The 22,343-nt window shown below is 64.6% G+C and carries 18 protein-coding genes and 1 tRNA gene; 4 read left to right on the top strand and 15 right to left on the bottom strand.

The genetic code is table 11. The features are described 5' to 3' along the window. Positions 1 to 92: 92 nt before the first annotated feature. Positions 93 to 446, bottom strand: coding sequence for a hypothetical protein (locus ACMZ6R_RS05105; protein WP_416109806.1), 354 nt, complete (start codon positions 444 to 446; stop codon positions 93 to 95). A gap of 16 nt (positions 447 to 462) precedes the next feature. Beyond that, positions 463 to 1,713 (bottom strand): UDP-N-acetylglucosamine 1-carboxyvinyltransferase, encoded by a 1,251-nt coding sequence (gene murA, locus ACMZ6R_RS05100; RefSeq protein ID WP_416109805.1) that lies wholly within the window; start codon positions 1,711 to 1,713, stop codon positions 463 to 465. A 155-nt stretch (positions 1,714 to 1,868) separates the two neighbouring features. On the opposite strand from murA, the gene ACMZ6R_RS05095 reads away from it, so the two are divergent. Further along, positions 1,869 to 1,944: transfer RNA gene (locus tag ACMZ6R_RS05095), tRNA-His, on the top strand. A 376-nt stretch (positions 1,945 to 2,320) separates the two neighbouring features. Here the strand turns inward: ACMZ6R_RS05095 and ACMZ6R_RS05090 are convergent. Beyond that, on the bottom strand, positions 2,321 to 2,770 hold the full coding sequence (locus tag ACMZ6R_RS05090) for a hypothetical protein (protein ID WP_416109804.1): 450 nt from the start codon (positions 2,768 to 2,770) through the stop codon (positions 2,321 to 2,323). A 1,083-nt stretch (positions 2,771 to 3,853) separates the two neighbouring features. On the opposite strand from ACMZ6R_RS05090, the gene eat reads away from it, so the two are divergent. The 3 genes from eat to eutC all read left to right on the top strand — a co-directional run bounded on the left by eat (position 3,854) and on the right by eutC (position 7,487). Then, entirely contained in the window at positions 3,854 to 5,227 is a 1,374-nt protein-coding gene (gene eat / locus ACMZ6R_RS05085; protein ID WP_416109803.1) for an ethanolamine permease, read from the top strand. Between the two features lie 87 nt (positions 5,228 to 5,314). Beyond that, complete coding sequence (locus ACMZ6R_RS05080; protein WP_416109802.1) at positions 5,315 to 6,697, top strand: ethanolamine ammonia-lyase subunit EutB; 1,383 nt, start codon at positions 5,315 to 5,317, stop codon at positions 6,695 to 6,697. Then, entirely contained in the window at positions 6,684 to 7,487 is an 804-nt protein-coding gene (eutC, locus tag ACMZ6R_RS05075; RefSeq protein ID WP_416109801.1) for an ethanolamine ammonia-lyase subunit EutC, read from the top strand. The genes ACMZ6R_RS05080 and eutC overlap by 14 nt, the downstream gene beginning before the upstream one ends. A 358-nt stretch (positions 7,488 to 7,845) precedes the next feature. Here eutC and ACMZ6R_RS05070 read toward each other — a convergent pair whose 3' ends face one another. The 12 genes from ACMZ6R_RS05070 to ACMZ6R_RS05015 all read right to left on the bottom strand — a co-directional run bounded on the left by ACMZ6R_RS05070 (position 7,846) and on the right by ACMZ6R_RS05015 (position 22,326). Beyond that, positions 7,846 to 9,765 carry a methyl-accepting chemotaxis protein gene (locus ACMZ6R_RS05070; protein WP_416109800.1) on the bottom strand — a complete coding sequence of 640 codons (1,920 nt, stop codon included), beginning with the start codon at positions 9,763 to 9,765 and terminating at the stop codon, positions 7,846 to 7,848. Between the two features lie 206 nt (positions 9,766 to 9,971). Continuing rightward, positions 9,972 to 10,847, bottom strand: a complete 876-nt coding sequence (locus ACMZ6R_RS05065; protein WP_416109799.1) for a CoB--CoM heterodisulfide reductase iron-sulfur subunit B family protein — start codon at positions 10,845 to 10,847, stop codon at positions 9,972 to 9,974. A gap of 2 nt (positions 10,848 to 10,849) precedes the next feature. Then, positions 10,850 to 11,815 (bottom strand): succinate dehydrogenase/fumarate reductase iron-sulfur subunit, encoded by a 966-nt coding sequence (locus ACMZ6R_RS05060; RefSeq protein WP_416109798.1) that lies wholly within the window; start codon positions 11,813 to 11,815, stop codon positions 10,850 to 10,852. Further along, positions 11,815 to 13,527, bottom strand: a complete 1,713-nt coding sequence (locus ACMZ6R_RS05055) for an FAD-dependent oxidoreductase (protein WP_416109797.1) — start codon at positions 13,525 to 13,527, stop codon at positions 11,815 to 11,817. Before ACMZ6R_RS05055 ends, ACMZ6R_RS05060 begins: the two co-directional genes overlap by 1 nt. 4 nt (positions 13,528 to 13,531) lie before the next feature. Next, the gene (locus ACMZ6R_RS05050; protein ID WP_416109796.1) at positions 13,532 to 14,086 is read right to left on the bottom strand and encodes a Fe-S-containing hydro-lyase; all 555 of its coding nucleotides are present in this window, start codon (positions 14,084 to 14,086) and stop codon (positions 13,532 to 13,534) included. Further along, positions 14,086 to 14,925 carry a fumarate hydratase gene (locus ACMZ6R_RS05045; RefSeq protein WP_416109795.1) on the bottom strand — a complete coding sequence of 280 codons (840 nt, stop codon included), beginning with the start codon at positions 14,923 to 14,925 and terminating at the stop codon, positions 14,086 to 14,088. Before ACMZ6R_RS05045 ends, ACMZ6R_RS05050 begins: the two co-directional genes overlap by 1 nt. 40 nt (positions 14,926 to 14,965) lie before the next feature. After that, positions 14,966 to 16,396: an anion permease gene (locus ACMZ6R_RS05040; RefSeq protein ID WP_416109794.1), complete on the bottom strand. Its 1,431-nt coding sequence runs from the start codon at positions 16,394 to 16,396 to the stop codon at positions 14,966 to 14,968. A 337-nt stretch (positions 16,397 to 16,733) separates the two neighbouring features. Further along, on the bottom strand, positions 16,734 to 18,143 hold the full coding sequence (locus tag ACMZ6R_RS05035; RefSeq protein ID WP_416109793.1) for a sigma-54-dependent transcriptional regulator: 1,410 nt from the start codon (positions 18,141 to 18,143) through the stop codon (positions 16,734 to 16,736). Further along, positions 18,140 to 19,873 carry a transporter substrate-binding domain-containing protein gene (locus ACMZ6R_RS05030; RefSeq protein WP_416109792.1) on the bottom strand — a complete coding sequence of 578 codons (1,734 nt, stop codon included), beginning with the start codon at positions 19,871 to 19,873 and terminating at the stop codon, positions 18,140 to 18,142. Before ACMZ6R_RS05030 ends, ACMZ6R_RS05035 begins: the two co-directional genes overlap by 4 nt. Positions 19,874 to 20,063: 190 nt before the next feature. Beyond that, positions 20,064 to 20,927: an NAD(P)-dependent oxidoreductase gene (locus ACMZ6R_RS05025; protein ID WP_416109791.1), complete on the bottom strand. Its 864-nt coding sequence runs from the start codon at positions 20,925 to 20,927 to the stop codon at positions 20,064 to 20,066. An 83-nt stretch (positions 20,928 to 21,010) separates the two neighbouring features. After that, positions 21,011 to 21,727, bottom strand: a complete 717-nt coding sequence (locus tag ACMZ6R_RS05020; protein WP_416109790.1) for a polyphenol oxidase family protein — start codon at positions 21,725 to 21,727, stop codon at positions 21,011 to 21,013. After that, on the bottom strand, positions 21,724 to 22,326 hold the full coding sequence (locus ACMZ6R_RS05015) for a 5-formyltetrahydrofolate cyclo-ligase (RefSeq protein WP_416109789.1): 603 nt from the start codon (positions 22,324 to 22,326) through the stop codon (positions 21,724 to 21,726). Before ACMZ6R_RS05015 ends, ACMZ6R_RS05020 begins: the two co-directional genes overlap by 4 nt. Between the last annotated feature and the right edge of the window lie 17 nt (positions 22,327 to 22,343).

The raw sequence follows: 22,343 nt of genomic DNA, 5'->3' as shown, positions 1-22,343 counted from the left end.
ATTGCTGCGTAACATCGAGCCATTATTGAAAGTCTTGGGAAAGGAGGTCTGGGGGGAAACCTTTCTTCAGAAAGGTTTCCCCCCAGATTCATTTATTCTCCCACAAGGCCTTCGTTGCGGATTTTTTGGGCGTCCTGGCGCAGGTCGGGGCCGGGCTGCATGATGTTGTTTTCCATGCCGGGCGCGACCTGCCACCGTTTTTCCCAATGGCCGGTTTTTGGGGGGTAGTAGGGCGCGCCGTCGCAACGGCCGGCGCAGGCCGGGCAGGAGGTGTTGCACAGGCGCGACGGGGTGAATTCGGTCATGTTGCCGGTATCCACCACGCAGACCTGCCGTCCGGCCCCGTCCACGCAGACGAAAAGTCCCACCGCGCCGGCGGGGCCGGTGATGAGGAAGAGTCCCGCCAGAAAAAACGCCATTGCCGCAACGATGCGAACCCGTGCCATGATCTGCCTCCGTGCGTCAGGCGAGGCGTTCGATATCCGCCCCGACGTTGCGCAGTTTGACTTCCACCGCCTCGTAGCCGCGATCCAGGTGGTAGACGCGCTGGATAAGCGTTTCGCCCTTGGCGGCCAGGCCGGCCAGGACCAGCGAGGCGCTGGCCCGCAGGTCCGAGGCCATGACCGGCGCGCCGGTTAAGCTTTTCACGCCGCGAATAAAGGCGCTTTGGGCCGAGATGCGAATCTGCGCGCCGAGGCGCACCAACTCCTGGACGTGCATGAAGCGATTCTCGAAAATGGTTTCACGCACCGAGCCCGCGCCCATGGCCACGCACATAAGCGCCATGATTTGCGCCTGCACGTCGGTGGGAAAGCCGGGATAGGGCTGGGTGGCCACATCCACGCCCACGAGCTGCTCCCGGCGGCGCACCAGCACCCCGGCGTTGGTGGCCTCGAAGTGCAGGCCCATTTCCCGCAGTTTGGACACCACGGCGTCGAGTTCCATGAACGGGCAGCATTCGAGCCTGAGTTCGCCGTCGGTGATGGCCGCGGCCATCATGTAGGTGGCCGCCTCGATACGGTCGGGCATGACGCTATACGAGCCGCCCCCAAGCCGGGAGACTCCCTCGATGGTGATGATCGCGGTGCCGTGGCCGGTGATCTTCGCGCCCATGGCATTGAGGAAATCGGCCAGATCGGCCACTTCCGGTTCGCGGGCGGCATTTTCGAGCACCGTCGTGCCTTCGGCCAGGCTTGCGGCCATAAGCAGGTTTTCCGTGCCGCCGACGGTGGGGAAGTCGAAGACGATATGCGCGCCGGTCAGCTTGTCGCAACGCCCCTCGATATAGCCGGCCTCCAGGTTGAAGGTCGCGCCCATCTTTTCCAGGGCGGTCAGGTGCAAATTGACGGGCCGCGCGCCGATGGCGCAACCGCCGGGCAGCGCCACCCGGGCCTGTCCGACCCTGGCCAAAAGCGGGCCGAGGACCAGCACCGAGGCGCGCATGGTGCGGACGAGGTCGTAGGGGGCCTCGGGACTGAGCTTTTGGCTCGGTTCCAGGGTGACGGTGTTGCCGTCGAAGGTGGACGGGCAGCCGAGCATATCGAGGAGCCGCAGCGTGGTGTGGATGTCGCGCAGCCGGGGAACGTTTTCGATGACTGCCGGTTTGGTGAGCAAAGGCGCGGCGAGCAGGATGGGCAGGGCCGCGTTTTTCGAGCCGCTGATGCGCACGGAGCCGAAAAGGGGTTTGCCGCCCCGGATAAGCAGTTTGTCCATGTATGTGATCCTTGGCTGAATTGCGTGATAGTGGCAAGGGCGACGGCGCGCTTGCACCAACCACGATACCCTGGGGGAAGGATATGGGCAAGAGAATGAAAAAGATGTTGACGGGACGGTGGGGTGGGGCTAAAGAAATCGTTCTCCAGTCGATGGTGGCTGTAGCTCAGTTGGTAGAGTCCCAGGTTGTGGCCCTGGTTGCCGTGGGTTCGAGTCCCACCAGTCACCCCACCAAATTCCTTGCAAAAGGCCCGGTTACAAACCGGGCCTTTTCGTTTTCCTCGCCTATTGCGAGCAGGTGGCGAAAAGGTCGTCTGGGCTCGGGGTGGAGCGCGTTTCCTTCCACGTTCACTTGCCCCGTGGTGGTCACCAAAACGCACGGTGCCGACCACAAGGGGCGGACCTCACAAAAAAACATATCGGCGGGTTCTATGATGAGGGCGACTACCCGGAAAAAACGAGGGCCGCCGGCCGTGATGTTGAACCAGAGAAAACCTGAGAGCGCCTGCAGGTGGCTGGACCGCTATCTGTGAAAACTTGTGCCCGGCGCTGGCGCCGCATGTGGACCTGTTAAAACCAGTCATCCCACGCGCGAGTAGGGGCTAGGTCATTTCCCAATAATGAAATCAAAGCTTTCGTCGGCAATTTTCCCAGAACCAGAACCGGAGAAACCGCCAGTGACAAAGGCGAATGTGCCCAGCCGCCCGTCTTCGCACTGAACTTTGCCGCTGCCTTTACTCCAGCTTTCAAAGGCAAAATTGCCCATACAGGCTATACCCTTACTTGTCGCGAGCTTTAAATTCCCTTCGCCGTTGAGATGCACTGTCGCCGTTCCGGTGAAAGTCTCGGTGCTGTTTTTCACTGCACCGCGGATTGGAAGAGACATTGCTTGAACAGCAGAAATGCTGATAAATAACATTAGGATTGATGTAACGATAAATGAAAAAAAAGTCTTAAATAAATAGGGTGCGCAAATATTCACTTTGAATAACCTCTTGAATAACATCCGGAAAAAAATGCTGCGCAGCAGTATTGTAGAAAATACGCCTGTGGGCATCGAATTTTATCACTATCGCACTAGCAAACTGGGCGGTGGTTATCATGTCGGCCCGTATTTGTCACCGAATTGTTGCGTGCCCGTTTGATTGCCGAGACACCGTAGGTCGCCCGTCTTGTCGGGTCCTGTTTCAGGATAGGTGAAAATCTCTCTGCATTGTTTTCAACCCGGAGGGGTGGCATCGTTTTCGAGACACCCCAACTTGAGCATTGTTGCTGAGAGGTCGCTTTCCGGGCTTTTCTGGTTACTGCCGTGCCCGTGCAAAGCATTTGTCCGTATTGCTTCCCGTGCCCCGGGACTGGGGACCTCCAGGCAAAGTTTCCATGGAGGTTACCACCAATTTTTCCCCACGAGGGCTGGCAACCGGACGGGGGGAAAGTCTGGAGCCGCCATGCCGGGAACCGGCCCGCTCCATTTGCTTGGAATTTCGTTCTGATTTTTGGGTCCGTATCTTCGGGGACCCGGCCTCGCCCGGATCACCTCATCCGCAGGCTCACATACTCCAAGACCCGTTCCCGCATGTGGTAGACGGACGGCGCGTCCAGCCCTCGCTGGTGCAGCTCCCGGACTTCGTCATGGCGGCGACCTTTCGCAATGTGGCCCCGTCACGCGGGATGTCGGCCCTTTCTTGTGCCCCGGAAGAAATGCCCGGCTGGCTTGGTCCCAATTTTGTCGGACAATTTTGTTTCTTGAAACAACAATTGTGTACGATAGCAGGTGACGAACTGTCGACTTGAGCGATTGGCCCACGCCCTCCGTGTTTGCCTTCCCAAACTTTGCCCCAGGCACAAGCCAGGCCATTAGCCCGTTGGATCGGAGTCTGGCGTATCACTATAACATGTCGTTATAAATACAATTTTGTTAATTTTTGCACGCCATCCGAACGCACGGCGTACGGATCTTCGCCACCGCCCCGTAACGGTCTTTCTTGCCATGCTCCAGACCCTTGGCATGTCCGATGCAAATACTCCCTGTTATTTCGCGAAGCTGGGCCAAGATCTTGCCCAACGGGTTCACGGCCGGGACAGCCCCCCGAGGGAGGGGACGTCCATCCCCATTTTCACATTACTGGAGGTCGGAGTTATGAGTGGTGACAAATCTACGCAACTGGAACGAAAGCTAGGCCCATGGATGTTGTGGGGACTCGGAGTTGGCTACGTGATCTCCGGGGAATACTTTGGCTGGAACCTGGGACTGGAACAGGGCGGTACGCTGGGCTTGGCCATTGCCACCGGATTTATCATCCTCATGTATCTGACCTTCACCTTCTGCTACACGGAGTTGGCCTGCGCCATCCCCAAGGCTGGCGGGGCGTTTGATTACGCCACCCGGGGACTGGGCCGGAAAATCGGCGTTCTGGCGGGCATCGCCCAGGTCATCGAATTCGTGTTCGCGCCACCGGCCATCGCCGCCGCCATCGGCGCCTACTTCAACCTGTTTTTTCCCGATGTGCCTTCCACGGAAATCGCCATCGCCGCCTATATCCTGTTCACGGCCCTGAACATTTACGGCGTTCAGGCCGCCGCCGGGTTCGAACTGTTTGTCACCGTGCTGGCGGTTGGCGAACTTTTGCTCTTTTGCGGCGTCACCGCCCCCAGCTTTCACTGGCAAAATCTGACCACCAATGCCCTTCCTCACGGCATAAGCGGCGCCTTCGCCGCCATCCCCTTCGCCATCTGGTTCTTCCTGGCCATCGAGGGCGTGGCCAATGTGGCCGAGGAAACGGTCAATCCCCAGCGCAACATCCTCATCGGATTCGGCTCGGCCATCCTCACCTTGGTGGTCCTGGCCGTGCTCACCTTTGCCTGCTCCGTGGGCGTGTCCGGCTGGGAAGCCATTGTCTACCCCACCCCGGGCGCGGCGCCCTCGGACTCCCCCCTGCCTCTGGCCCTGAGCCACATCGTGGGCAACAGCCATCTGCTCTACCACATGCTTATTTTCGTGGGCCTTTTCGGGCTCATCGCCTCCTTCCACGGCATTATCCTGGCTGCCGGCCGGGCCGTGATGGAAATGGGCCGGGTGGGCTACATGGCCCCGATACTCGGGAAGGTGAGCAAGCGTTTCAAGACGCCGGCCAATGCGCTGATCGCCAACATGGTGGTGGGCATCATCGCCTTGCTTTCCGGCAAGACCGGGGACATCATCACCCTGTCGGTGTTCGGCGCCCTGACCCTTTACGTCATTTCCCTGATTACCTACTTCGCCCTGCGCCGCAACGAACCGGACATGCCCCGGCCCTTCAAGGCTCCCTTCTACCCCGTGGCCCCGGCCGTGGGTCTGGCCATCGCCGTGCTGTGCCTGGTGGCGGTGACCATCTACAACCTCTCGCTGGCGGTGATCTTCTTCGCCATTCTGTCTGCCTCCTACCTCTACTTCAGACTCTTCTCCAAGGATGCCAGGGAAGAAGAGGTGCAGGAAGAGGGCGTGCTTGAACCGGTCTTCGTCGAGGAGAAATAACGACCGCCGCGAGAACCGCCCCCCGCGCGCCTTCCCGAACAGAGGCGCGCGGGGGGACGCAACCCAAACCCCAAGAGGGCAACAGCTGTGTACTCCCTGACCATCGGCCCTCGCCGTTACAGCTTTGACGGGCTGCGCCAGCTGTTGGCCAAGGCCACGCCCGAACGCTCCGGCGACCAGCTCGCCGGCATCGCCGCCCAAAGCGCCGAGGAGCGGGCGGCCGCCCAGATGCTCCTGGCCGACGTGCCGCTGGCCGCCTTTCTGGAAGAGCCGCTCATTCCCTACGAAGCCGACGAGGTCACCCGACTCATCCTGGACAGCCACGACGCCGCGGCCTTTTCCCCGGTCAAGCACCTGAGCGTTGGAACCTTTCGCGAATGGCTGCTTTCGGACCAGGCCGACGAGGCCAGCCTGGCGGCGCTGGCTCCGGGGCTCATGCCCGAGATGGTGGCGGCCACCTCCAAGATCATGCGCAACCAGGACCTCATCCTGGTGGCGGCAAAGGCGCGGACCGAATCGGCCTTCCGAACCAGCATCGGCCTGCCCGGCCGCCTGTCCACCCGGTTGCAGCCCAACCATCCCACGGACGACCCCAAGGGCATTCTGGCCACGATCATCGATGGCCTGATCCTGGGCTCCGGCGATGCCTGCATCGGTATCAATCCGGCGACGGACAATCTTCAGGGTGTCATCCGTCTCCTGGTCATGCTCGACGAACTGCGCCAAAGCTACGCCATCCCCACCCAAAGCTGCGTGCTCACCCACGTGACCACCACCATCGCGGCCATGGCCAAGGGCGCTCCGGTGGACCTGGTGTTCCAGTCCATCGGCGGCACCGAGGGCGTCAACGCCAGCTTCGGGGTGAACCTGGCCCTCCTGGAGGAGGGACGCCAGGCAGCCCTGGCCCTGGGACGCGGAACGGTTGGGAACAACGTCATGTATTTCGAGACGGGGCAGGGCTCGGCACTTTCGGCGAACGCGCATCACGATGTGGATCAGCAGACCATAGAGGCCCGGGCCTATGCCGTGGCGCGGGCCTTTTCCCCGTTCTTGGTCAACACCGTCGTGGGCTTCATCGGCCCGGAATACCTCCTGGACGGCAAGCAGATCATCCGGGCCGGGCTCGAGGACAACTTCTGCGGCAAGCTCCTGGGCCTGCCCATGGGCGTGGACGTCTGCTACACCAACCACGCCGAGGCCGACCAGGACGACATGGACGTGTTGCTCACGTTGCTCGGTGCGGCCGGCTGCGCCTATATCATGGGCATTCCCGGCTCGGACGACATCATGCTTAACTACCAAACCACCTCCTTCCACGACGCCCTGTACCTGCGCCGGGTCCTGGGGCTTCGCCCCGCGCCCGAGTTCGAGGATTGGCTCGTGGACATGGGCCTTTTCGACCGCGACCTGCGGCCGCGGCCCCTGAACCGGGAGAACATGAGGTTGGGTCTTCCCCATGCCATTGCCTGAACACGATTCCAAAGCCATCGTCACGCCGGCCCCCTGGGACCGATTGCGCCAGTTTACCGCCGCCCGGGTGGCCCTGGGCCAGGCCGGCGTCAGCCTGCCCACGGCCGCCCATCTGCGCTTCACCCTGGACCACGCCAAGGCCCGGGACGCCGTGCACCACCCCCTGGATACGCCCGGATTTTTCGACGACCTGGCGAAAGAGGGGTTTGCGGCCTTGCCCCCCCTGGCCAGCCGGGTCCGGGATCGACGGGAATATCTGGCCCGGCCGGATCTGGGGCGACGCCTGTCCGAGGCCAGCGCGACGACCCTGCGTCAAGCGAACATAGCGCCTGTGGACCTCGCCATGGTCGTGGCCGACGGGCTCTCGTCCTTTGCGGTGCAGCGCCAGGTCGTGCCCTTGCTCGCCGCGTTTTCGCCCCTGGCCATGGCCAGGGGACTTCGCTGCTCGCCGGTCATCCTGGTCCAGGGCGGACGCGTTGCCGTGGGAGACGAGGTCGGGGAGATTTTGGGGGCGCGGGTGGTCATCGTGCTTATTGGCGAGCGGCCGGGACTCAGTTCGCCGGACAGCCTCGGCGTCTACCTGACCTACGCCCCGAAGCTGGGGCTGACCGACGAGCGACGCAACTGCATTTCCAACATCCGGCCCCAGGGACTGCCCCATGATCGGGCGGCCCGGACCCTGGACTATCTCGTTGCCAGGTCCCTGGCCCTGGGCCTTTCCGGAGTGGACCTCAAAGATGAGCAACAGATTACGGAAGGCGATCGTCAGGAACTCCCTGACGCGCTTTAACCTGCCAATATTTGCGCCGATACGGGTGGTGCCGGGCCGGGAGAAAATGTAACAGGAAAAGGACCCTCATATTTCTGCCCGGCCCATCCTTCCTCGAACATCTCCTCGACCCTGATCCCAAGGGTTCTCACGAGACAGCCAGGCCGCAGCGCCCATGCGCGAGACGGTTTTTAGTCCCTGGTATCCGACGCTGCGACTTTATATGCCCGGTCGCTCCCCTCTCGTGCGCAGCCGCGACAACCAGGGCCGCCGGCGATAGGACCGAAGCGAAGCCCGGGGCCGGTCCGCTCCAGCATCCAGGGCCCGCGTGTGCGTGTCGGGTCTATCCCCAAACGGCGCGCCATGCCTCATGAGGATGTCACCGGACCGGCCGTCCCTCCGATCGCGGCCTTTTGTCGGCATCGCCGTCATGCTGCAGCTCCCCGATCAGGGCGGAAAGCTCCTCGACCTGCGTGGCCACCGAGGCGACCACGTCGTTCGATTGATGCATGGCGTCGGTGGTGGTCGCAGAGATGGCGCTGATGTCCCCGATGCTTTGGTTGATGGCCTCGCTTGTGGCCGATTGTTGCTCGGCGGCCGTGGCGATGGCGTGGACCTGATCCGCCGTGGAATCCGCCAGCGCTTCGATCCGGCTCAAAATCCGGCGGGATTCCTCGGCCAGGGCGACGGTCTTGTCGATGGTCGCGGCATCGTGGTCCACGGCCTGGCTGCTGTGGCGCGTCCCGTCCTGGATATCGCGGATCGCCTTGTCCACCTCCTTGGTGGCGTGCATGGTTTTTTCGGCCAGCTTTCTGACCTCGTCGGCGACGACGGCGAATCCCCGGCCGGACTCGCCGGCCCGGGCCGCCTCGATGGCCGCGTTGAGCGCCAGCAGGTTGGTCTGGTCGGCGATATCGGAGATGATGCCAAGGATGCGACCGATGTCTTCCGTCTGCCGGCCGAGGCGCGTCATGCGTTCGCGGGCGTGGGCGGCATCGGCCTTGACCTGCTCCATGGACGCCACCACGTGGCCCATGGTGGCAGAGCCTTCCCCGGCCTTTTCCCTGGCCTTGGCGCTGTCGGCCTGGCGCGAAGCTTCCTCGGCCTTGTCCGTGGCGGCCTGGCAGGCCAGGGCCTTTTCCTCGGCTTCACGGCTTTTGGCCCGCACGCTGGCCATGGTTTCGCCAAGCCGGCCCGCCATGGCGCCTAGCGCGGCATACATGGCCGCGATCTCGTCCTTGAAGCGCGGCGTCGGCAGGCGTGCTTCATACCGGCCCGCGCTGACGGCCTGCAAAAATTCCCCGACCCGCGACAAGGGGCGAATCACCGACCGGTCCATGAAAAGCCAGATGCCGCCGACGACCAGTGTCAGGCTGGCCAGCGCCACCCAGGCGATGGTCGTTACGGTCGCGCGGGCCGGCTGCATGAGCTCCCGCTTGGCGATGCAGCTGACGAAGCGCCAGCCGGTTTGCGGCGCGTCGAACACATTGGCCACATAGGTTTCGCCGCCAAGCGCGACCTCGACCTTGCCCGCCGGACCCGAGAAAAGCGATTCCAGGGAGGCGTCCCCAAGTTCCGTCAGTTTCTTGAGGCTTCGTTGCGGCTGCCCGGTATCGGCGATGATGGTGCCGTTGCGGGTGGCCACGATGACGAAGCCGGTTTTGCCCGGACGGATATCCGCCACCATGTCGGTGATGACGGAAAGGGAGATATCGGCCGAGACCACGCCAAGGATATGGCCGGAGGCGTCGGAAAAGGCCCGGGCCGCGCTGATGGAGGCCCGTCCGTCGGTGGAGCGGAAGGGTGCGGACAGGACGGCCGTGTCCGGCGCTGCTGCCGCGGCCTTGTACCAGGCGCGCCCGCGCGGATCGTAGACGCCGCGAGGGGCGTCCGAGCTGTTGACGAAGCCGCCGAACCGGCTGCCCAGATAGACCTTGCGGTAGTTGGGATGGGACTTTTGCAACAGGCGGCAGTGCTCCCGCAATCGCCGGCCCAGGGCGTCGTCCGCGCGCGGCAGGGTGGCGACCTTGCCCGTGACGGACAGGAAGTCGGTCAGGCCGGCATCGATGCCGCGCAACTCCGGATACGAGGCCAGATGATCCATATTGGCCTTGGCCTCGTTTAAAAACAGCGCAATGGCCGTGTTCGTTTCGGCAAGATCCCTTTTGGAATCGGCAATGTAATTGTCATAGGACAAAACGACGATATCATAGGCGGTAATGCCCAGGATGCACAAAAAAGGCATGATGATGATGGCGATGACGCCGCAGAGCAGTCTGACTTTGATGGAGCATCGCATGGCTCACCTCCTTTGTCCGTTTCCCATCGACCCGGGTCCGGTGCGGCAGGGTTGCATTCCATGAAGAGAGGCCCGGCGTGTCTTTCCCTACTTGCAAGGGGCGGGCGCCTAAAAAAAACGGGGCGGCGTTTGCCTGCGCCGCCCCGTTGCGAATACGGGCAATCCCGCCGAAACAAGCGCCGAAACGCTTGTCGACGCTTCGCGCCCTAGGCTCGACCAGCGCTTTCCGCCTGACGCAAGGCCGGCCTGGGGTCGACGATATGCCGCCCCAGCGCCATGTCCTTTTTGCCGAGCCCCAGGGCCTGCCCGACAAGCTGGGCCAGATGCAGCACCGGCACGGGCTTTTCGCCGCAGGCAGCGGAGAGCGCGTCCGGCTGGTACATGTCGAGCTGCATGTGGCACAGCGGGCACGGCGTCAGCAGGCAATGGGCTCCGGCCTTGGCCGCGCTGGTCACGGCCGAGGCTGTCATGCGCATGGCCGTGTGCTCGGCCGGGAACACGGCGTGGAAGCCGCAACAGCGCAGGCGTTCCGGAATGGCCACGGGAATGGCCCCGCAGGCCCGGATGATCCGCTCCAGGCTCTGGGGATTGAGGTGGCTCTCATAGTTCATGATCTCCGGCGGCCGCACGGAATGGCAGCCGTAAAACGGGGCCACACGCAGGTTGTCCAAGGGTTTTTCGACCTTGGACGACCAATCGTCGCAGGTGTCAGCCAGAATCCACAGGAAGTGGCTGACTTCCGACGTTCCCCGGAAACGCAGGCCGATGTCGGCCAGCCGCTCGTTGACTTTGTCCATGGCCCCGGCCAGCAGCTTGGCCCGGGCCTGGCGCAGCATCAGCGCGCAGGTGCTGCAGGCGGTGACGACCGGCAGGCCCATGCTTTCGGCCAGGGCCAGGTTGCGGGCGTTGGCCAGAAGCGCCGCCTCGGGATCGACGTCCTGCACGTGGCTGGCCCCGCAGCAGGACCAGCCGGGGATTTCCACCAGTTCCATGCCGAGCCGTTTGGCCACGGCCAGGGTGGAGACGAGCGCCTCCTTGGCCGCGGCGTGGAGGACACAACCGGGAAAGAACGCGTATTTCATGGCTAGTTCCTTTCGGGGGCGATGACCTTGCGCAGGTCGTCGATGTTTTCCACGGGGGGATTGTCGGCCACGAACAGGCGGGCCGCTTCCACGACGCCGAGTTTGCCCTTGGCGAACATGCGCAGGGTGAAGGGCAGGTGCTTGGTGGCGGCGCTGGCCATGCCCTCGGTGCGGGGGACGAGCCTGACTTCGTTGAGCCGGCCGGTCTTTTCCAAGTCGGTGCGGAAGGCCTCGGCATGGCGCGGTCCCGGACCGTCGGTGTGGCCGGAAGCCACGGCCATGTGGCGCATGGCGGCGATGTCTTCCCCGGGGCGGATGTGCTTGGGGCATTTGGTGATACATTCCATGCAATGGACGCATTTCCACAGGCCGTGGGCCAGGACGCTTTCCACGTGGCGCATGGGGTCGGCCGAACGGGAGTCCTCGGCGTAGCGGGCGGCGTGGGTGAAGACGAAGGGTTCCAGGAAATCCTCTCCGGAGTCGGAGAGCTTGTTGCATTCCGAGGCGCAGCTGCCGCACAGGATGCAGTCCCACTGCTTGGCCACGGCCTGCATCTCCTTCGGGGCCTGCCGGCATCCTTTTTCGGCCGAGAATTCATGCTTGGCCAGCAAGCCCGGCTTGGCCAGACGCAGGTGTTCGATCTTTTCCTCCCACGCCACCACCAGGTCGCTTATGATCTTGGCGTTGCCAAGCGGGCTTATGCGCAGCGCCCCTTCGCCCCAGATTTTGAGCAGGTCGTCGACCATGGTGTCGCAGGCGAGCACCGCGTTGCCGTTGACCCGCACGGCGCAGGCCCCGCAGATGGCGCTGCGGCACGAGGCCGTGAAGTTGAGCGTCGGGTCCAGGTGCTCCTTGATGTGAATCAGGCAGGCGAGCACCGTCATGCCGGGCCGGTAGGCGAACGTGTAGCGCTGGCACCAGGTATCCTTGCCGTCGAACCGGTCGATGAGAAAGGCCAGGGTATCCATCAGTATTTACGCTCCTGCGGTTGATGGCGGGTGATGGCCACCGGGCGGTAGTCGAGGCGGTAGTCGCCGTCCGCGACGGTCACCAGGCTGTGCTTGAGGAAGCTTGCGTCGTCGCGGGCGGGATAGTCCTCCCGGGTATGGGCTCCGCGGGACTCCTGGCGGGCTGTTGCCGCGACCAAGGCGCACCGGGCCAGGGTGAGGAGGTTGCCCACCTCCAGGAAGTGGGCATAGGCCGTGTTGCAGACCGGATTGGCGTTGCCGACCACGGCGGTCCCGTATTCCTTTTGCAGGTCGGTCACGGCGGCCAGGGCTCCGGCGAGCTTTTCCTCGGTACGGAAGATGCCCATGCCCTCCCACAGGGTGGCGGCCAGCTTTTCGCGCAGTTCGGGCGCGGTGGGGCCGTTCTTGCGGGCGGTGGTTTCGTCGAAGTGCCCGCGCCATTTTTCGGCAATCTTCTCCAGCGCGCCGTCGCCGCCCAGGGACTTGCCCGGCACGTAGGAGGCTGCGCCGATGCCGGCCTGCTTGCCCGTGACCATGGCGTCGGCCAGGGAGTTGCCGCCCAGGCGGTTGGCTCCGTGGATGGAGACGCAGGAGCATTCGCCGGCGGCGAAAAGCCCGGGCACGGTCGTCTTCATGTGCTCGAAATCCACCACGTCGATGCCGCCCATGGAGTAGTGGGCCGTGGGGCGCACGGGAATGGGCTGCTCCACCAGGTCCAGGTTCTCGAAGAGCAGGCCCACGTGGCGGATTTGCGGCAGACGTTCCAGGATGCGTTCGCGGCCGAGATGGCGCAGATCGAGGAGCACGTGGGCCCCGAGGCCGCTGCCGTAGCCGCGCCCCTCGATGATCTCGGTCTCGATGCCCCGGGCGGTGATGTCGCGCGGGGCCAGCTCCATGCGGTCCGGGGCGTAGCGGGCCATGAAGCGCTCGCCGTCGGCGTTGACGAGGTAGCCGCCTTCGCCGCGCGCCGCCTCGGTGATGAGTACGCCGCCGTTGGCCACGCCCGTGGGGTGGAACTGGACCATTTCCGGGTCCTTGAAAGCCACGCCGGCGCGCAGGGCCACCCCCACGCCGTCGCCCGTGGCGATGTAGGGCGTGCTGGTGCGGGCCCAGAACATGCGGGTGTAGCCGCCGGTGGCCAGGACCACGGCCTTGGCCTTGATCGGGGTCACCTGGCCGGTGTTGGTGTCGCGCACCACCACGCCCCGGCACACGCCGTCCTTGAGGGCCACGTCCAGCACCTGGGAATTGATGCGGAACTTGACGCCGCACTTGAGCGCATAGTCGAAGTTGGAGTGCAGCAGGATATGCCCGGTCTTGTCGGCCGAGAAGTTGGTGCGGGCGTACTTGTGGCCGCCCATCAGGCGGCAGGCCACCCGGCCGTCGTCCTTGCGGCTGTAGGGCGTGCCCCAGAAGTCGGTCTCGCGCACGGCCTCGGACGCCTTTTGCACGAAGAAGTCGATGGCGTCCTGGTCGCCCAGGTAGTCGCTGCCCTTTATCGTGTCGAAGCTGTGCGCCTCGAGGGAATCCTCCTGGCCGGGGAAGTCCAGCACGCCGTTGATGCCGCCCTCGGCCATGCAGGTGGCCGAGCGGGTGGGCATGGTCTTGGTGACGACCAGGATGTCCAGGTCCGGATTGATTTGGAGCGCGCCGACGGCCGCCCGCAGTCCGGCCCCGCCCGAGCCCACGATGACGATATCGTGCGATTCCATTGCGCTAGCCAAGGGCGGCCTCCAGTTCGGGCACGGCGTAAAGGTCGCCGCCGTGGCAGTCGTTGATGACCAGCACCGGGAAGTCCTCCACGGTCAGCTCACGCACGGCCTCGGGGCCGAGGTCCTCGTAGGCGATGACCTTGGCCTTTTTGATGCGAAGCCCGAGGAGCGCGCCGGCTCCGCCCGTGGCCCCGAAGTACACGGCCTTGCGCTCGGCCATGGCCGCCTTGACCTCGGGCGCGCGCATGCCCTTGCCGATCATGCCCTTGAGGCCTTCGGCGATCAGGCGCGGGGCGAAGGAGTCCATACGGTAACTGGTGGTCGGGCCTGCCGCGCCGATCACGTAGCCGGGCCGAGCCGGCGACGGGCCGACGTAATAGATCACCGCGCCCTTGGGATCGAAGGGGAGGGGCTGTCCGGCGTCGAGGGCCTCGACGAGGCGTTTGTGGGCGGCGTCGCGGCCGGTGTAGATGATGCCGGTGAGGTGGACCACATCGCCGGCGCGCAGCTTTTCCACGTCCGCATCGGAAAGCGGCGTGATCAGATGATATTCGGCCATTAGAGCGTGACCTCCTTGTGCCGGGAGCTGTGGCACTGGATGTTGACGGCCAGCGGCAGGCTGGCCAAGTGGCAGGGGGCGGTCCTGATCTTGACGCCAAGACAGGTCGTCGCGCCGCCAAGGCCCATGGGGCCGATGCCGAGGCGGTTGATGGAAGCGAGCAGGTCCGCTTCCATGGCCGCCACCTCGGGATCGGGATGGACGTCGTCCACCCGGCGCATGAGCGCCTTTTTGGAGTTGATGGCGGCCAGCTCGAAATTGCCGCCGATGCCGACGCCGACCAGGACGGGCGGGCAGGGGTTGGAGCCCGATTCGGCCACGCGGCGGATGACGAATTCGCGGATGCCGGGAAGGCCCTGGGCCGGGGCCAGCATCATCACTCGCGACATGTTCTCGGAACCGCCGCCCTTGGCCATCATACAGATCTTGAGCGCATCCCCGGGGACTAGGTCGAAGTGGATGATGGCCGGGGAATTGTCGCCCACGTTCTTGCGGGTGAAGGGATCGCAGGTGGACTTGCGCAGAAAGCCGTCGCCGTAACCCTTGACCATGCCGGCGTTTATGGCCTCGCGCAGGCTGCCGTCCTCCAGGCGGACGTCCTCGCCCGCTTCGACGAAAAAGACGCCCAGGCCGCAGTCCTGGCACAGCGGCAGTCCGGTCCGGGCGGCCAGGGCGGCGTTCTCCTCGAGCTGGCCGAAGATTTCCCGGGCCGAGGCCACGGTTTCGGCCGCCTTGGCCTTGGCGAAAGAGGCCAGCACATCGGCCGGCAGGTAACGGTTGGCGTCGATGCACATGGCGGCCACGGCGTCGACAACGCTTTGTCTGGAAATGGTGCGCATGAGAACTCCTTGTCTATAAGTCCGCTGCTCTGCCGGCGCGTTAGCCACGCATGAGAATCCAGGGAAAGCCGACCAGCAGGTACACGCCGAGGAAAATGGTGCCGAAAACGAGACCCAGAAGCCAGAACTCGCGGCTCTTGATGTAGCCGGAGCCGAAATAGAGCGGCGAGGGGCCGGTGCCGTAGGGGCTGATGATGCCCATGATGCCGAGCGAGCCGCACAGGAGCATGGAGACGACCTCCATGTTGAGGCCGGGAACGGCCATGGCCGTGGCCAGCATGACCGGGAGCAGGGCGGCGACGTGGGCGGTGACGCTGGCGAACATGTAGTGGCTGACGAAGAACAGGATCACCAGGCCGATCATCATGGCGGTGGGGGAAAAGCCCTGCATATGCGAAGCGGCCGCCTCGGCGAACCACTTGAGGAAGCCGGTCCTTTTGAGGCCGTCGGCCATGGTCACCAGGGTCGCGAACCAGGCCAGCACGTTCCAGGCCTGCTTGTAGCGGATGATGTCCTCCCAGGTGACGACCTTGGTCAGGGCCATGACGCACACGGCGGCCAGGGCCACGGTGGTGGAGTTGATGGAACTCTTGAGGAATATCCAACCCATGAGCGCGGCCACGGCCAAAAGGCCCATGGTGATTTCCCGGCCGGTGATGGGGCCGAGCTTGCCGAGTTCCTCGCCGGCCCAGATGGGGGCGTTTTCCGAGGTCTTCTGGGTGGGCGGGTAGATGATGTACGTCAAAAGCGGCGTGGCCAGGAACAGGATGGCCCCCACGGGCAGGACGCTCATAAACCACTGGCTCCAGCCGAGCTGGATGTGGGCGGTCTTTTCCACCAGGGACTGGGCCAGGACGTTGGGGGCCAGGCCGGTTAGGAACATGGACGAGGTGACGCAGGTGGTGGCCAGCGCCGTCCACATGATGTAGGCGCCGAGGCCCCGGGGATTGTTCTCCGGCGTGGAGCCGTAAAGCGGCGGAATGTTCTTGATGATGGGGAAGATGGTGCCGCCGCTGCGGGCCGTGTTGGACGGCATGAACGGGGCCAGGATGAGGTCGGCCAGGGCCACGGCGTAGCCCAGGCCCAGGGTCTTTTTGCCCATGCGCTTGATCAGCGTCAGTCCCAGCCGCTTGCCAAGCCCGGTTTTTTCATAGCCCAGCGCGAACATGAAGGCCGCGAAGATGAGCCAGACCGTGCCGTTGGAAAATCCCGACAGTCCCCACTTGATGGCCTCGCCGGCCGAGGGGAGCTTGCCCGGGGTCATGGGCACGAGGCGCAGGATGGTGGCCAGGGTGACGCCGATCAGCCCGATCAGGGCCGGGGCCACGGGTTCCAGAACCAGACCCAGCACCACGGCCGCGAACACGGCGAAATAGGTCCAGGTGGCAGGGGACAAGCCTTGTGGGGCGGGCAGCAGCCAGATGAGCAGGCCGAGCAACACCGGCGCCAGGAGCTTGATGGAGCGCTGCATGGGAATCTCCTCGGGATGGGGCGTTAGGATGTGGGCCGGTCTCGGCGGCCGGCGGCCGTTACGACAATGCCGGGCACGGCGGCACACCTTCCGTGCCCGGCGGAGAGAAGAGGGGCATGGCGATCGCGCCATGTGGAGCGCAAAAGCAGGATGGGTGCCAAGCTGACAGAACTGTGGCAGTCTAGTGAAATAAAAGACAAAGTCGGGAAGATACGATGGCCGTCACAAAAGAACCCCCATAACCAAGGTTATGGGGGCTATGCGCCATACGGATAAAAAGGCGATATTTTACAGAATGTTGGCGGCCATTCCCCAAAGGTTATGGCCATTGCCTTGGTTATGAGGGTTTGGCGGCGTGCTTGAGGCGTTTGCTGAGCGCCGGCTGGGAGATGCCGAGCAGGCGCGCGGCCAGGGTCTGGTTGCCGCCGGAGCGGGCCAGGGCTTCGTCGACCAGGAAGCGGGCCGCCTCGGCAAAGGTGGGCAGCTGTTCGAAGGGCGCGAAGGGATTGGGCGGCGGCGCGGCGGCCGGGCAGGGATTGGCGCGGCCCATGGCCGCAAGAAAGCTCTTCATGGAGAGCATGCGTGAGGTGTGGAGGCTTACGGCGTCGAAGACCATGGCCCGAAGCTCCCGGATGTTGCCGGGAAAGGCGTAAGCGCCCAGGCAGCCGACCAGTTCCGGCGGAAAGGCGGGCGTCGGCTTGCCAAGGGCCGTGGCGGCCTCGGCCAGGAAATGGCGCAGCAGCGGTTCGATGTCCTCCTTGCGCTCCCGCAGGGCCGGGATGTGGACATGGTGGGTGCGCAGCCGGAAATAAAGGTCGCGGCGAAATTTGCCCTCGGCCTCGTCGGCGGCCAGGTCGCGGTGGGTGGCGACGATGACCCGGGCCGCTAGGCGCCTCGGCTGGTCGCTGCCGAGCGGATAGTACTCGCCTTCCTGGAGCAGGCGCAAAAGCTTCACTTGCGAGGGCACGGACAGGTCCCCGATTTCATCGAGAAAAAGCGTTCCCCCGGCCGCTTCCTCGACCATGCCCCGCCGCACCGCTTCGGCTCCGGTGTAGGCCCCCCGGACATGGCCGAACAGGGTGTCGGCAAAGACGGCGTCGTCGAGGCCGGCCACGTTGACCGCCACGAGCGGCCCTGTGCGCCCGCTTATGGCATGGGTGGCCCGCACCAGGTTTTCCTTGCCCACGCCGGATTCGCCGGTAATAAGCAGCGGCTGGGAACTGGCGGCCACGGCCTCGATGTAGGCGAACACGGCGTGCATGGCCCGGGAACGGGTGACGATGCCGGCAAAGGCCTCGGGATGGGCCGGACCGCCGGCCACCAACCGGCTTTTGACGGCCCGGTTCTCGTCGCGCAGCTCCAGCATGCGGATGGCCCGCAGCACGCCGCTGACGATGCGGTCCTCCTCGTCGGTCTTGACGTAATAATCGAAGGCCCCGAGCTTCATGCAGCGCACGGCGGTGTCGAGCTGGTTGACGCCGCTGATGATGATGCAGGCCACGTCCGGGTGGCGTTCGCCGATGGCGGCGAGCAGCTCTTCGCCGGACTTGCCGGGCATGGTCAGGTCGAGCAGGACGAGGCCGATGCCGCCCTTGTCCAGAAGCGGCAGAACCTCGCGGCTGTCCTGGCACAAAAAGGTGTTGGTGATGCCGGCCGCCGATTCGAGGGTCAGCGACAGGGAGCGCAGCCAGGCCGGCTCGTCGTCCACGATCAGGATGGCGAAGGCCGGGGACGGGGCGGTGGTCATGCCGGCGATTCCTCCTTGGGCACGGGCAGTTCCAGGCAGGCCGTGGTCCCCTGTCCCGGTGCGGACTCGAACGTCAGGCAACCGCCGTATTCCTTTACGATGCTGGCCGAGACGGACAGGCCAAGTCCCGTGCCGCCGGTCTCGCGCTTGGTGGTGAAAAACGGGTCCGTCAGATTGGGCAAATGCTCGGGGCTGATGCCGGTCCCCTCGTCGCGCACGCAAAGGACAACCTTGCCGGCGTCGACGTCGTGGCGGGTGGTGACCTCGATGGCCCGGCTCCTGTCGGGCAGGGCCTGGCAGGCGTTGATGACGAGGTTGACCACCACCTGCTCGACGCGCTGGGAATTGCCCCAGACGAGCGGCAGGTCTTCTTCGTAGTCGGCGGAAAAACGGTCGGTGTGCTTGCGGATGGTGGCCTCGACCAGGCGCACGGCCTTGCGCGAGCAGTCGCCCACGTCGATGAGCGCCTTGGCCGCGCCTTCCTCGCGCCGGGCGAAATCCTTGAGGTCGTTGACGATGCGCTTGATGCGCATGGCCCCTTCCTGCATCTCTTCGAGCATGCGGGGGAGTTCCTGGCGCATGCGGGAATAGCGGATGCCGCCCAGGGTGAACTCGCCTTCGCGTTCGTGCCACGCGTCGAGGAGCCGGGAAACGTCGGCCTGGACTTTGCGCAGAATAGGAATGTTGAGCAGGATCAAGCCGTTGGGATTGTTGATTTCGTGGGCCACGCCGGAAACCAGGGTGCCGAGTGCGGCCATCTTGTCGGCCTGGACGAGCTGGCGCTGGTTGCTGGACAGTTCGTCCAGGGCCTTGGTCAGGGACCGGGTGCGCTGGGCCACCTGTCGGCGCAGCATATGGGCCCAGAGCATGGAGCCGCCGAGCAGGGCCAGAAGTGGCGTGACCACGGCCCCCACGTAGACGGCGAGGGTTTGCCATTTGACCTTGCCGTTTTCCAGCACCCCGAGCCACTTGTCATGTATGGCCTGATAGCGCCCGGTTTCGCGCAGGATGGCCAGCCCCTCGCTGAAGCGGGCGATCAGAGCGTCGTTGCCTTTTTTGGTGGCGTAGCCGTAGCGCACGGTGGCGACGCTTCGGGCCACGGGCTGGATGTTGTCCAGCTTGTTTTCGCGGATGATGGAGATGCCGGGCAGTATGGCCACCACGGCGTAATCGCCTACGCCCGAGGCCAGAAGCCGCAGGCCGTCGGCCGGGGTTTCGGAAAAGATGAGGTCTTTTTCCATGCCCTTGGCGGCCAGGGTGTCGTGCATGAAACCGGCGCGGTGTACGATGACCTTTTTGCCGGCCAGATCGTCGAGGTTCGAGACGGGCGGCGCGCCGCGCCGGGCGAAAATGGCGTGGTTGACGATGGTGTGGGGGGCGAAGTCGAGGAGCTGGGCCCGCTCGTCGGAATAGGTCATGCCCTCCAGGATATCCAGGCCGCCGTCCATGAGCGCTTCGCGTTCACCCGCCCAGGCCCCGAGGCGGAATTCCACCTTCATGCCCATGACCTCGGCCACGGCCCGGGTCAGATCCACGTTGAAGCCGGCCGGTTTGCCGTCCTTGTCCAGAAATTCGTAGGGCGGGTAGTCGCGGTCGCCGCCGACCCTGACCGGCCGGCCGATCCCGGGGATTGGTGCGTTGCCGTAAAGGCCGTCGGTGGCCCGGGCATCGAGCGCGACGCCCCAGGCGGCGTAAGAGAGAATGGAGAGCGCGAATGCGAAACGCAGCATAACGCCTGTCATGGCGATGCCCTGCCGGCTTTCCGTCCTTTCGTCAATTGGATGAGGATGGAGAAGAGGGTGCGAGAGGGGCAACCCTTTTGCAAAGGGTTCTCCCCTCTCGCGCTCTCCCTTTCCTAAATTTTTTAACTGGATGGCGTTTTGACAACAAGATTCAGGAGTTTTTTGAGAACAGGGCGGGCTAGCCCAGCGCCTTGATCACGGCCGCGAAATCCGCATCGCCAAGGCCCGTGTCCACGAGCGTGTGGTAGAGCGGGGCCAGGACGGACAAGACGGGAATGTTCGCGCCCGCATCCCGGGCCGCTTCCACGGCAAAGGTCAAGTCCTTGGCCATGTGTTTGGCCGGGAACTGGGCCGGATAGTCGTCGACGCGAAACATGGGGTCCTTGAGCCGAAACAGGTCGTTGGCCATGGGACCGGCCATGACAACGTCGAGAAGCGCCTGCCGCGAAAGCCCGAGCGACTCGCCCAGGCGCACCGTTTCGGCCAGCCCCTCGGCCATGATGCCGAGCAGCACGTTGACCGTGACCTTCATGGTCGAGCCCATGCCCGCCTCGCCGCACCGGGCGACTTTCTTGCCCATGGCCAGAAGCACCGGCTCCACGGCGGCAATGGCTTCCTCGCGTCCGCCGGCCAGGATGACGAGTGTGGCGTCCTCGGCCGGTTTTTTGGAGCCGGAAACCGGGGCGTCCACGTACTCCGCGCCGGTTTCACGCACGCACGCGGCGGCCTGCCGGGCATAGGCCGGGGAGATGGTGCTCATGTTGACGAGGGTCTTGCCCGGTCCCAGGGAGGCGGCCGCGCCGTCCGGGCCGAAAAGCACCGCTTCGCAGGCCTCGGGGCCGGTCAGCATGACGATGGTCACATCGCCATGGGCCGCCGCTTCGGCCGGCGTCTTGGCCACTGTGGCTCCCTCGGCGGCGAGCCGGGCGGCCGGCCCGGGGGAGCGGTTCCAGACCATGACGTCGAAACCGGCCCGCAGACAGTTGCCGGACATGGCCGTGCCCATGATGCCAAGACCGAGAAATCCGATCCGCTGTGCCATCGTCCTATTTCCTTGGAGGAGAGGGGAAGAGGGTGCGAGAGGGGAGAACCCTTTTTAAAGGGTTTCCTCTCTCGCATTGTCCTTTAGTAATTTTCTTCTTTGATCCAGATCAGGCTGGCCTGGCGGTTGGTGGTCTTGTCGCGGCGGTAGGAGAAAAAGAGCGGCAGACTTTTGGTGCACAGATCGAGGCCGTAGATGCGGTCCCGGTCGAGGCCGGCCGCGACGAGCTGGTCCCGTGTGAGCCGCCACAGGTCCATGCGCTTGGTGCGGTAGTCGTACCAGGGGCGGAATTTTTCCCCGAATTCGCGTTCGAAAGCGGTAAATTCCGCTTCCCCCGGCCCGAGGCTCGGGCCGCGAACTGCCAGAAGTTCACGCGGGTCGAGCCCGTAGCGCACGCAAAACGAGCGCACGGCCCGGCCGCACATATCGGCCACGTTGCCGCGCCAGCCAACGTGCAGCGCGGCGATGAACTTTCCCGACTCGTGGGCGAGAAGCACCGGCTGGCAATCGGCGGTCTTGATGGCCAGGGCCCGGCCGGGCCGGCTTTCGGCCATGCCGTCGCCCGTTTCGATGCTCGGTTGGTCAAGGGTGTCGAATTCCGGTTCGAACACCATGTAGACGCCGTGCTCCTGCTTGAGCGAATGCCAGATGGAAAAACCCAGTTCCTCGCGCAAGGCGCGCCGGGTGGCGATGACCGCTTCCGGGTTGGAGGCGCCGGTAAAAGCCATGGTATCCGGGCCGCAGCCAAAGGCGCAGCCGACGCCGGGCAGTCCCGGAAATGCAAAGGGGATGTAATTCATGTGTCAAACCGGTATGTTTGAAGTTCGGTCACCACGACGTCCACGGACTTGTCCCAGGGCTCGGCCGACAGGTGCGGCACCAGCTGGAAGGCGAAGGCCAGCCCGATGGTCAGGGCCGCCGCCGCCATGGGCAGGGCGAGCAGGCGATCGTAATAGCCGCCGCCGAACCCCAGGCGCGCGCCCTGCATGTCAAAGGCCACGCCCGGCACCAGAATAACGTCCGGGGAATAGGCGTCGGGTGGGAGGCAGGCGTCCTGGGGCGGTTCCAGGATGCCGTAGCGGCCCGGCACGGCCGCGTCCAGGCTGGTCAGACAGCCGAGATCGAGTTCGCCGGGCGCATCGGGGCGGCAGCGGGGCAAAAGCACCCGCCGGCCCGATGCCAAAAGCGAGCAGACCAGGATGCCGGCGTCCACCTCGCCCCGGATGGGCAGATAGGCCAACACTTCCTTGGCAGCGGCATAGCGGGGCAGGGCCTCCACCTGTCTGGCCACGGCCTGACTGGCCCGGGCCGCGACATCCGGCTCCTGGACCTTGCGCCTGGCGAGCATATGGCGGCGCAGGGCGTCCTTGTCGGCGGCTGCGGCGGTCGATGGTTGCATTGTTTGCACAACCGCAG

This window comes from Solidesulfovibrio sp. C21 (genome assembly GCF_047785625.1).
Classification (GTDB): Bacteria; Desulfobacterota; Desulfovibrionia; order Desulfovibrionales; family Desulfovibrionaceae; genus Solidesulfovibrio.
This window is presented reverse-complemented; position numbering and strand designations above follow the sequence as displayed.

Excerpts from the sequence above, each read along its gene's own strand:
- ACMZ6R_RS05105 (WP_416109806.1), bottom strand. The coding sequence starts at position 446 with ATGGCACGGGTTCGCATCGTTGCGGCAATGGCGTTTTTTCTGGCGGGA.
- murA (WP_416109805.1), bottom strand. The coding sequence starts at position 1,713 with ATGGACAAACTGCTTATCCGGGGCGGCAAACCCCTTTTCGGCTCCGTG.
- ACMZ6R_RS05090 (WP_416109804.1), bottom strand. The coding sequence starts at position 2,770 with ATGCCCACAGGCGTATTTTCTACAATACTGCTGCGCAGCATTTTTTTC.
- eat (WP_416109803.1), top strand. The coding sequence starts at position 3,854 with ATGAGTGGTGACAAATCTACGCAACTGGAACGAAAGCTAGGCCCATGG.
- eutC (WP_416109801.1), top strand. The coding sequence starts at position 6,684 with ATGCCATTGCCTGAACACGATTCCAAAGCCATCGTCACGCCGGCCCCC.
- ACMZ6R_RS05070 (WP_416109800.1), bottom strand. The coding sequence starts at position 9,765 with ATGCGATGCTCCATCAAAGTCAGACTGCTCTGCGGCGTCATCGCCATC.
- ACMZ6R_RS05065 (WP_416109799.1), bottom strand. The coding sequence starts at position 10,847 with ATGAAATACGCGTTCTTTCCCGGTTGTGTCCTCCACGCCGCGGCCAAG.
- ACMZ6R_RS05060 (WP_416109798.1), bottom strand. The coding sequence starts at position 11,815 with ATGGATACCCTGGCCTTTCTCATCGACCGGTTCGACGGCAAGGATACC.
- ACMZ6R_RS05055 (WP_416109797.1), bottom strand. The coding sequence starts at position 13,527 with ATGGAATCGCACGATATCGTCATCGTGGGCTCGGGCGGGGCCGGACTG.
- ACMZ6R_RS05050 (WP_416109796.1), bottom strand. The coding sequence starts at position 14,086 with ATGGCCGAATATCATCTGATCACGCCGCTTTCCGATGCGGACGTGGAA.
- ACMZ6R_RS05045 (WP_416109795.1), bottom strand. The coding sequence starts at position 14,925 with ATGCGCACCATTTCCAGACAAAGCGTTGTCGACGCCGTGGCCGCCATG.
- ACMZ6R_RS05040 (WP_416109794.1), bottom strand. The coding sequence starts at position 16,396 with ATGCAGCGCTCCATCAAGCTCCTGGCGCCGGTGTTGCTCGGCCTGCTC.
- ACMZ6R_RS05035 (WP_416109793.1), bottom strand. The coding sequence starts at position 18,143 with ATGACCACCGCCCCGTCCCCGGCCTTCGCCATCCTGATCGTGGACGAC.
- ACMZ6R_RS05030 (WP_416109792.1), bottom strand. The coding sequence starts at position 19,873 with ATGCTGCGTTTCGCATTCGCGCTCTCCATTCTCTCTTACGCCGCCTGG.
- ACMZ6R_RS05025 (WP_416109791.1), bottom strand. The coding sequence starts at position 20,927 with ATGGCACAGCGGATCGGATTTCTCGGTCTTGGCATCATGGGCACGGCC.
- ACMZ6R_RS05020 (WP_416109790.1), bottom strand. The coding sequence starts at position 21,727 with ATGAATTACATCCCCTTTGCATTTCCGGGACTGCCCGGCGTCGGCTGC.
- ACMZ6R_RS05015 (WP_416109789.1), bottom strand. The coding sequence starts at position 22,326 with ATGCAACCATCGACCGCCGCAGCCGCCGACAAGGACGCCCTGCGCCGC.